At 70.9% G+C, this 8,685-nt stretch carries 8 protein-coding genes; 2 read left to right on the top strand and 6 right to left on the bottom strand.

Annotation, left to right across the window (positions count from 1 at the left end; translation table 11 throughout):
* Positions 1-106 precede the first annotated feature (106 nt).
* A complete protein-coding gene (locus ACZ7GZ_RS37890) occupies positions 107-1,390 on the bottom strand; it encodes an adenylosuccinate synthase (RefSeq protein ID WP_471031644.1) in 1,284 nt (427 codons plus the stop codon).
* A 212-nt stretch (positions 1,391-1,602) separates the two neighbouring features.
* On the opposite strand from ACZ7GZ_RS37890, the gene ACZ7GZ_RS37885 reads away from it, so the two are divergent.
* Positions 1,603-2,424: a diacylglycerol kinase family protein gene (locus ACZ7GZ_RS37885; protein ID WP_471031642.1), complete on the top strand. Its 822-nt coding sequence runs from the start codon at positions 1,603-1,605 to the stop codon at positions 2,422-2,424.
* Positions 2,425-2,564: 140 nt separating this feature from the next.
* Positions 2,565-4,076 (top strand): APC family permease, encoded by a 1,512-nt coding sequence (locus ACZ7GZ_RS37880; protein ID WP_471031639.1) that lies wholly within the window; start codon positions 2,565-2,567, stop codon positions 4,074-4,076.
* Positions 4,077-4,087: 11 nt separating this feature from the next.
* On the opposite strand, the gene ACZ7GZ_RS37875 is transcribed toward ACZ7GZ_RS37880, so the two are convergent.
* From ACZ7GZ_RS37875 to ACZ7GZ_RS37855, 5 genes are all read right to left on the bottom strand, one after another.
* Positions 4,088-5,311, bottom strand: coding sequence for a cytochrome P450 (locus ACZ7GZ_RS37875; protein ID WP_471031636.1), 1,224 nt, complete (start codon positions 5,309-5,311; stop codon positions 4,088-4,090).
* A 57-nt stretch (positions 5,312-5,368) separates the two neighbouring features.
* A complete protein-coding gene (locus ACZ7GZ_RS37870) occupies positions 5,369-5,857 on the bottom strand; it encodes a hypothetical protein (protein WP_471031634.1) in 489 nt (162 codons plus the stop codon).
* Between the two features lie 10 nt (positions 5,858-5,867).
* Positions 5,868-6,533 (bottom strand): response regulator, encoded by a 666-nt coding sequence (locus ACZ7GZ_RS37865; RefSeq protein ID WP_471031632.1) that lies wholly within the window; start codon positions 6,531-6,533, stop codon positions 5,868-5,870.
* A complete protein-coding gene (locus ACZ7GZ_RS37860; protein WP_471031631.1) occupies positions 6,530-7,882 on the bottom strand; it encodes a sensor histidine kinase in 1,353 nt (450 codons plus the stop codon). Before ACZ7GZ_RS37860 ends, ACZ7GZ_RS37865 begins: the two co-directional genes overlap by 4 nt.
* 115 nt (positions 7,883-7,997) lie before the next feature.
* On the bottom strand, positions 7,998-8,678 hold the full coding sequence (locus ACZ7GZ_RS37855) for a response regulator (RefSeq protein WP_471031628.1): 681 nt from the start codon (positions 8,676-8,678) through the stop codon (positions 7,998-8,000).
* Positions 8,679-8,685 lie beyond the last annotated feature (7 nt).

The following is an 8,685-nucleotide window of genomic DNA, read 5'->3' as shown; positions in this document are numbered from 1 at the left end:
CCCCCCCCCCCCCCCCCCCCCCCCCCCCCCCCCCCCCCCCCCCCCCCCCCCCCCCCCCCCCCCCCCCCCCCCCCCCCCCCCCCCCCCCCCCCCACGGCCGTCGCCTTTACAGGAACGAGTTGATCTCGATCGTCTCGTCCCGGCCCGGGCCCACGCCGATCGCGGAGATCGGGGCGCCGGACATCTCCTCCAGCGCCTTGACGTAGTTCTGGGCGTTCTTGGGGAGGTCCGAGAAGGACTTGGCCTTGGTGATGTCCTCCGACCAGCCCGGCAGCGTCTCGTAGACCGGCTTCGCGTGGTGGAAGTCGGACTGCGAGTACGGCAGCTCCTCGACGCGCTTGCCGTCGATCTCGTACGCCACGCAGACCGGGATCTGCTCCCAGCCGGTGAGGACGTCGAGCTTGGTGAGGAAGAAGTCGGTCAGGCCGTTGACGCGGGTGGCGTAGCGGGCGATGACCGCGTCGAACCAGCCGCAGCGGCGGTCACGGCCGGTGGTGACACCCCGCTCGCCGCCGATGCGGCGCAGCGCCTCGCCGTCCTCGTCGAACAGCTCGGTCGGGAAGGGCCCGGCGCCGACGCGGGTGGTGTAGGCCTTGAGGATGCCGATCACGCGGCTGATCTTCGTGGGGCCCACTCCGGCGCCGGTGCAGGCGCCGCCCGCGGTGGGGTTGCTGGAGGTCACGAAGGGGTACGTGCCGTGATCGATGTCCAGCAGCGTGCCCTGGCCGCCCTCGAACAGGACGACCTTGTCGTCCTCCAGGGCCTGGTTCAGGACCAGCACGGTGTCGGCGACGTACGGCTCGATCTGCTCGGCGTAGCCCAGCAGCTCCTCGACCACCTGGCTCACGGCGATGGCGCGCCGGTTGTACAGCTTGGTGAGGATCTGGTTCTTGACGTCGAGGGCCGCCTCCACCTTCTGGGTGAGGATCGACTCGTCGTACAGGTCCTGCACCCGGATGCCGACGCGGTTGATCTTGTCCGCGTAGGTCGGGCCGATACCGCGGCCGGTGGTGCCGATCTTGCGCTTGCCGAGGAAGCGTTCCGTCACCTTGTCGACGGTCACGTTGTACGGCGTGATGATGTGCGCGTTGCCGCTGATCAGGAGCTTTGACGTGTCAACGCCACGCTCGTTCAGACCGCTCAGCTCGGAGAGCAGGACCGACGGGTCGACGACGACGCCGTTGCCGATGACCGGAACACAAGTAGGCGAGAGGATTCCGGAAGGGAGGAGGTGGAGTGCGTACTTCTGGTCGCCGACGACGACCGTGTGGCCGGCGTTGTTGCCGCCCTGGTATCGCACTACGTAGTCCACGGAGCCACCGAGCAGGTCGGTCGCCTTTCCCTTGCCTTCGTCACCCCACTGAGCACCGAGCAGCACAAGTGCGGGCACGCGCGTACACCCCTTCCGGGCGGGGCATGTCCATGGTCGGGGGCGTGGGCGTAAGGTTCACCGCCGCGTGCCACAGCGACCGCCGTTGGTCGCACAACCGTCGGACCGGATGCCCCGGAATAGACGAAGCCCCTGGCGCAATAGCGCAAGGGGCTCTTGCACAAAGATGCTACCCGAGGAAGCGAGGCAGGACCGAGGTGGCGACTTTCGCGATGTCCGAACAGCTGCTGGTGATCATCGATCCGGCGGCACGGCAGACGGACGGGGAGTCCGTACGGATCGCGAAAGACGTGCTCAGCGCGGGTGCGGCGGCCAAGGTGTGCCTGCCGGACGGGCCGGAGGAATTCGCCCGCGCACTGGGCCGCAGGGGTTCGAGGCGGCCGGTGGTGGTGGGGGACGACCGTGCGCTGGTCCGGGCGGTCACCCTGCTGCACCGGCGGCGGGAGCTGGCCGGATGTGCCCTGTCGGTGGTCCCGGTGGGTGAGACGTCCGTCGCTCGGTCCCTGGGCGTGCCGGGCGGGGCGGTGGCGGCGGCGCGGGCGGTGCTGGACGGGGCCGAGCGGCGCCTGGACCTGCTGGTCGACGACAGCGACGGGGTCGTCCTGGGCGCGCTGGGCATTCCGCCGGAGCCGGTGCGGGCGGCTGCCGCCCAGCCGGTGCCGGTGGGTTCGGGCCGGGCCTGGTACCGCTCCCTGGTCCGCACCCTCGCCCCCCGCCCGCCCCGGCTGTCCGCCGTTCCGGCCCCGGGGCCGTCCCGGCTGCGTGTCGAGGTCGACGGGGAGACCGTGGTGGATCTGGGCCAGCCCGTGGCGGCGGTGTCGGTGAATCCGGGCACGGGCGGCGTGGCCGAGGTGGAGGTACGCCCGCTGTCGGTGGGCGCGGAGGCGACGCCGCTCCGGGCCTGCGGACGCATGGTGACGGTGGTCGGTACGGATTTCCGCTACCGCGCGGACGCGGCGGTGTCGGGGCCGGTACGGCGGCGTACGTGGCGTGTGGTGGAGGACGCCTGGGGACTGGTGCTCCCTTCGCCCTGAGCCCGCCCGCGTGAGTCGCCCCACGCCCCCAATGGTCTGGTGACAAATATTTAACTGCGCCGACCCCTTCCCGTGCACCCGTGTCGTCCACCATCCTGCTCCATCAGGACCCAGCGACCGGATACTGAGGGGGCCACCCGATGGCAGTGGACGAGGGCGTCGCTCCGGCGGCGGGCACAGAGGACGGCGAAACGGTTCACCGGCTGAAGCCCAACGCAGTGGGCTTGCTCGGCGTGGTGTTCATGGCCGTCGCCACCGCCGCGCCGATCACCGCCATGACCGGCAACGTGCCGTTCATGGTGTCGGCCGGCAACGGGATCGGGGCACCCGCGAGCTATCTCGTCGCAATGGTCGTCCTGGCAATCTTTTCCGTGGGTTTCACGTCGATGGCGAAGCACATCACGTCGACCGGCGCGTTCTACGGATTCATTTCGTACGGGCTCGGCCGGACCGCCGGTCTCGCCTCCGGGCTGCTCGCGACCTTCGCGTACGTCGTCTTCGAGCCCGCGCTGATCGGGATCTTCTCCACCTTCGCGACGACCACACTGAAGGACCAGACGGGGCTGCACGTGCCCTGGTGGGCCTTCGCGGTCCTGATGCTCGCGATCAACGCGGCCGGTACCTGGTTCGGGATCAGCGTCGCCGAGAAGCTGCTGGTGGCGCTGCTGGCGACCGAGGTGACCGTACTGGCGGCCATGGCGGTGTCCGTCGCCTTCCACGGCGGCGGCCCGCACGGGTTCACCTTCGCGCCGGTCGATCCGGTCAACGCCTTCAAGGGCACGTCCGCCGGTCTCGGGCTCTTCTTCGCCTTCTGGTCCTGGGTCGGCTTCGAGTCGACCGCGATGTACGGCGAGGAGTCCCGCGACCCGAAGAAGATCATCCCCAAGGCGACGATGATCAGCGTCCTGGGCGTCGGTGTCTTCTATGTCTTCGTCTCCTGGATGGCCATCACCGGCAACGGCGAGGCCGAGGCCGTGAAGGCGGCCTCCTCCGCGAACCCGCTCGCGATGTTCTTCCACCCCACCGAGCGCTATGTCGGCCACTGGGCGGTCGACGTCATGCAGTGGCTGATGATCACCGGCTCACTGGCCTGCGGCATGGCCTTCCACAACTGCGCCGCCCGCTACCTGTACGCGCTGGGAAGGGAAGGCGTCCTGCCGTCGCTGAAGCACACCATCGGCCGCACCCACGCCCGGCACGGCTCGCCGCACATCGCCGGCCTGGTGCAGACCGTCGTCAGCGCGGTGCTGATCGGCGCCTTCTGGATCGCGGGCAAGGACCCGTACACGGGCACGTACGTGCTGCTGGCGATCCTCGGCACCATGGCGATCCTCGTGGTCCAGGCCGTGTGCTCCTTCGCGGTGCTCGCGTACTTCCGCTCCCACCACGCCGAGAGCCGGCACTGGTTCCGCACCTTCACCGCGCCGCTCGTCGGAGGCGTCGCGATGCTCGCCGTCGTGGTGCTGCTGGTGTCCAACATGGGTGTGGCGGCCGGGCCGGAGTCCGGGTCGATCGTGCTGAAGGCGACGCCGTGGCTGGTGGGCCTGGTCGCGGCGATCGGGGTCGGGTACGCGCAGTACCTGAAGCGGCGGTCTCCGGAGCGGTACGCACTGTTGGGGCGGACGGTGCTGGAGGAGACGAAGGAACGCTGAGCAGACGGTGATCACCTCACCTCGACGCTCAGCCCCTCCAGACCCCGGATCACAAAGTTCGGCTTCCGCTCCGGCTCCACCGCCAGACTCAGCGTGGGGGCCTGCCGGAGGAGGGCCGTCATCGAAGCCGCCAGCTCGATACGGGCCAGCGGGGCGCCGATGCAGTAGTGGATGCCCGCGCTGAAGGAGATGTGCGGGTTGTCCCGGCGGGTGAGGTCCAGGCGGCCGGGGTCGTGGAAGACCGCCGGATCGTGGTTGGCGGAACCGAAGAGCATGGCGATCTCCGCGCCCCTCGGGACGGTCGTGCCGTCGATCTCGATGTCCTCCAGCACCCAGCGTTCGAAGAGCTGGAGCGGGGTGTCGTAGCGCATCAGCTCCTCGATCGCGGAGGGGACGAGGGAGTGGTCGGCGCGGAGGGCCGCCAGCTGGCCGGGGTCGCGGAACAGCGCCCACCAGCCGTTGACCGTGGCGTTGACCGTCGCCTCGTGGCCGGCGTTGAGCAGCAGCACGGCCGTGGAGATCATCTCCTGCTCGGTCAGCCGGTCGTCGTCCTCGTCGTGCGCCGCGATCAGCCCCGAGATCAGGTCCTCCCCCGGCTCCTTGCGACGGGCCGCGATCAGCTCGCGCAGATACTCCGAGAACTCCACCGACGCCCGCACCGCCCGCGCCGCCGTCTCCTCGGACGGGTTCAGCTCGTACATCCCGCAGATGTCCGCCGACCACGGCCGCAACGGCGCCCGGTCCCCCTCCGGGATACCGAGCATCTCGGCGATCACCGCCACCGGCAGCGGCTCCGCCACGTCGGTCAGCAGATCACCACCCCCGTCGCGGACGAGCGCGGCCACCAGGTCGCTCGCCAGTGAGCGGACGTACGGCTTGAGGCGCTCCACCGTGCGCGGTGTGAACGCCTTCGACACCAGACGCCGGATCCGGGTGTGGTCCGGCGGCTCCAGGTCGAGCATCCCGTGGTCGTTGAGCGTGTGGAACGGCTCGTGCTCCGGTGGGGGCGGGGTCCGTCCGAACTCCTCGTGCGAGAACCGGTGCTGATACGTCCGTCCCAGTCGGCGGTCCCGCAACAGCGCCGAGACGTCCGCGTGACGGGGCACCAGCCACTGATCGGTCGGCTCGTACCGGATCACCCGGCCGCGTGCGCGCAGCTCGGCATAGGCCGGATACGGGTCGGCGACGAACGCCGGGTCCCACGGGTCGAACGCGAGGTCGGTAGGGCCTGCCATGCGGGGACGCTAGCGCGCCGGACCAGAGCCTGACCAGGGTGCCGGCCCGTGACGTACTCAGCCGCCGCCTTCGTGGCGGAAGTCGTAGTACTCCTTCCCTCCGACGAGGACGGACGTGACGTACAGCGGCAGGCCCCCGGTGCCGCGCGGGATCTCCTGGGAGGTCTGCCGGGTGAAACCCAGGGACACACCGGGGATCACCGGGTGCTCGGGGCGGGACGTGTCGACGGTCCAGCCCCGGGCGGTGGCCCGCCGGAAGAGTCCCTCCGCCGGTGTGCCGAACACGTCGTCCCCGTCGAGCAGGACCCGCGTACCGGACACCCGGCCCTCGCCGGGCCACCACAGCTCGATCGCCGTGACCGTGGGGCCGCTCTCCAGGAGGGCCTGTACGCCCACCCCGTCCACGGACCACGAGGCCCGCGCCGAATTCCGGCGCGTGAACACTCCGGGCTCGCCCCAGCCGGACGCCGCCGCGATCACCTCGTCCAGCGTCATACCCAGACGCAGCGGGGCGACTCCGTGCGGTGGGTCCAGCACCAGTTCCATCGCTTCCCCCTCATGCCGGTGTCACCAGGCGGGCCTCATAGGCGAAGACAGCTGCCTGGGTGCGGTCTCTGAGGCCCAGCTTCACCAGGATGCGGCTCACATGGGTCTTGATGGTCGACTCGGCCACCACCAGCCGCTCGGCGATCTCCGCGTTCGACAGGCCCTGCGCGATGAGGACCAGGACCTCCGTCTCCCGTTCCGTCAGCTCGCCGTAGGCCGCCTGGGCCGCGGGCATCAGGCGCGGGGTCTCCGACAGGCGTGAGAACTCCGTGATCAGGCGCTTGGTGACCGAGGGGGCGAGGAGTGCCTCGCCTGCCGCCACCACCCTGACACCGTCGGCCAGTTGGCGGGCCGAGGCGTCCTTCAGGAGGAAGCCGGAGGCACCCGCGCGCAGGGCCTGGTACACGTACTCGTCCAGGTCGAAGGTCGTCAGGACCAGCACCTTCGCCGCCGCGTCCGCCGCCACTATCTCCCGGGTCGCCTCGATGCCGTTCAGCTCGGGCATGCGGATGTCCATCAGGACGACGTCCGGGGCGAGTTCACGGACCCGCCCCACCGCCTCCCTTCCGTTGACGGCCTCGCCGACGACCTCGATGTCCGGCATCGCGTTCAGCAGGACTGAGAAGCCCTCGCGGACCATCATCTGGTCGTCCGCGATCAGTACGCGGATGGTCATGCCCCGCCCTCGTTCGCCGGACCGGCGGCCGGCACCGGCAGGAACGCCGTCACCTCATAACCGCCCTCCTCGGTCGGGGCCGTCGTCATCTCGCCGTTCAGCATGGAGACGCGTTCCCGCATGCCGGTGATGCCGTGGCCCGCTCCCGGCGAGGGTTTGATCAGGTGTGGCGCGGGCGGTGGGCCGTTGACTATGCGCAGGCCCAGGCCGCCGAGGACATAGCCGATCTCCACGCGGGCACTCGCTCCCGGTGCGTGCCGCAGGGTGTTGCTGAGGGCCTCCTGGACGATCCGGTACGCCGACAGCTCCACGCCCTGCGGCAGTTCGCGTACCGCGCCGGTCACCACCTTGTCGACCGGGAGGCCGGCCTCCCGCACGTTGGCCAGCAGCCCGTCCAGGTCGGCCAGGGTCGGCTGCGGGGCGTCCGGGGCCTCGTAGTCCTCGGCGCGGACCACTCCGAGGACCCGGCGCAGCTCGGTCAGGGCCGCCACCGCGTTCTCCCGGATGGTGACGAACGCCTTCTCCAGCTCCTCCGGCGGGTTCTCCACCCGGTAGGGCGCGGCCTCCGCCTGGATGGCGACCACCGACATGTGGTGGGCGACCACGTCATGCAGCTCACGGGCGATGGTCGTGCGCTCCTCCAGCAGCGTGCGCCGCGAGCGTTCGTGCTCGGTGACCGTCTGCTGCGCGGTCACCTCCCGCTCGGCCTGCCGGCGTATGTGCCGGACCGTGACGGCCAACAGGATGAGTGCCGAGAGGATCAGCATGGCGGACACGTCGGTCTCGTAGTGGTCGAAGCCGAAGGCGGCTTCGGACCAGACGCCGTACACCGCGGTGAGCACCCACATCCAGGCCGCGGTGCGCGGGCGGGTGCGGAGCGCCACGACGGTGAGGACCGTCAGGTGGGAGATGAAGCTGCTCGGCAGCCACGGCCAGCTGTCCCAGTCGCCGCCGTTGAGCGAGGTGGCCGTGGTCGCCGCGAGCGACAGCCAGAACGCTCCGGCCGGACGCGCCAGGGTCAGCAGCACCGGGACCAGTGCCAGCAGCGCGCGCAGCAGGGCCGTGGCCCCCAGTTCGTTGTCCGCGAGGCCGACGAGCGCCGCCAGCACGCCCACGGCCGCCACCGTCGCGTGCGGGGCCCAGGCCGCGTACTCCCTGATTCGGCCCGGCAGCCGGCGGGCGAGCGGGCCGTCCACGGACATGGGCGGCAGCGGCCGGTAGGCGAAGGCATGCTGGAAGAGGTCCTGCCGCAGCCCGCGCAGGGCGCCGGCGGCGAGCCGGAACTCCGGGCTGCGCGGCCGGCCGGCCGGGCCCGGCGGTGTCGTCTGCGTGTGCGTCGTCTGGGTCACGTACGCAACGGTAGGCGGGGGCGGAGGTCTCGGTCGTCACCTTGCAGAGGGGCCCCCGGGAGTCCCTCTCAGGTACTACGGGTCTCCGCAGGGGCCCGGTGAGGGACCGGTGGCCTCAACGGCCGCCGGGGCGGACCAGGCCGGACTCGTAGGCGAAGACCGCCGCCTGGGTACGGTCGCGCAGGCCCAGCTTGACCAGGATCCGGCCCACGTGCGTCTTCACGGTCTGCTCGGCCACGACCAGCCGCTCGGCGATCTCCGCGTTCGACAGGCCCTGGGCGATCAGCGCCAGGACCTCCGTCTCCCGCTCGGTGAGATCGCCCACGCGCTGCTTGAGCGGGGCCCGGGGACTGCCGTCCAGACGGGAGAACTCGGCGATGAGGCGACGGGTGACGCCGGGCGCGAGCAGGGCATCACCCGCGGCCACGACCCGTACCGCCTCGGCCAGCTGGTCCGCGGAGGCGTCCTTGAGCAGAAAGCCGGAGGCACCGGCCCGCAGCGCCTCGTACACGTACTCGTCCAGGTCGAAGGTGGTCAGCACCAGCACCCTGACGGCCGGGTGGTCGGCGGTGATCCGGCGGGTCGCCTCGATGCCGCCGAGTTCGGGCATCCGGATGTCCATCAGCACCACGTCCGGCGCCAGTTCGGCGGTGCGGGCGATGGCGTCGCGGCCGTCCACCGCCTGCCCGACCACCTCGATGCCGGGCTGGGTGTTGAGCAGCACGGTGAAGCCCTGCCGGACCATCTGCTGGTCGTCGGCGATGAGTACGCGGATGGTGCCGGCACCGCTCGTCATGGGGGTC

It is taken from the genome of Streptomyces sp. NPDC037288 (assembly GCF_055603265.1).
This window is presented reverse-complemented; position numbering and strand designations above follow the sequence as displayed.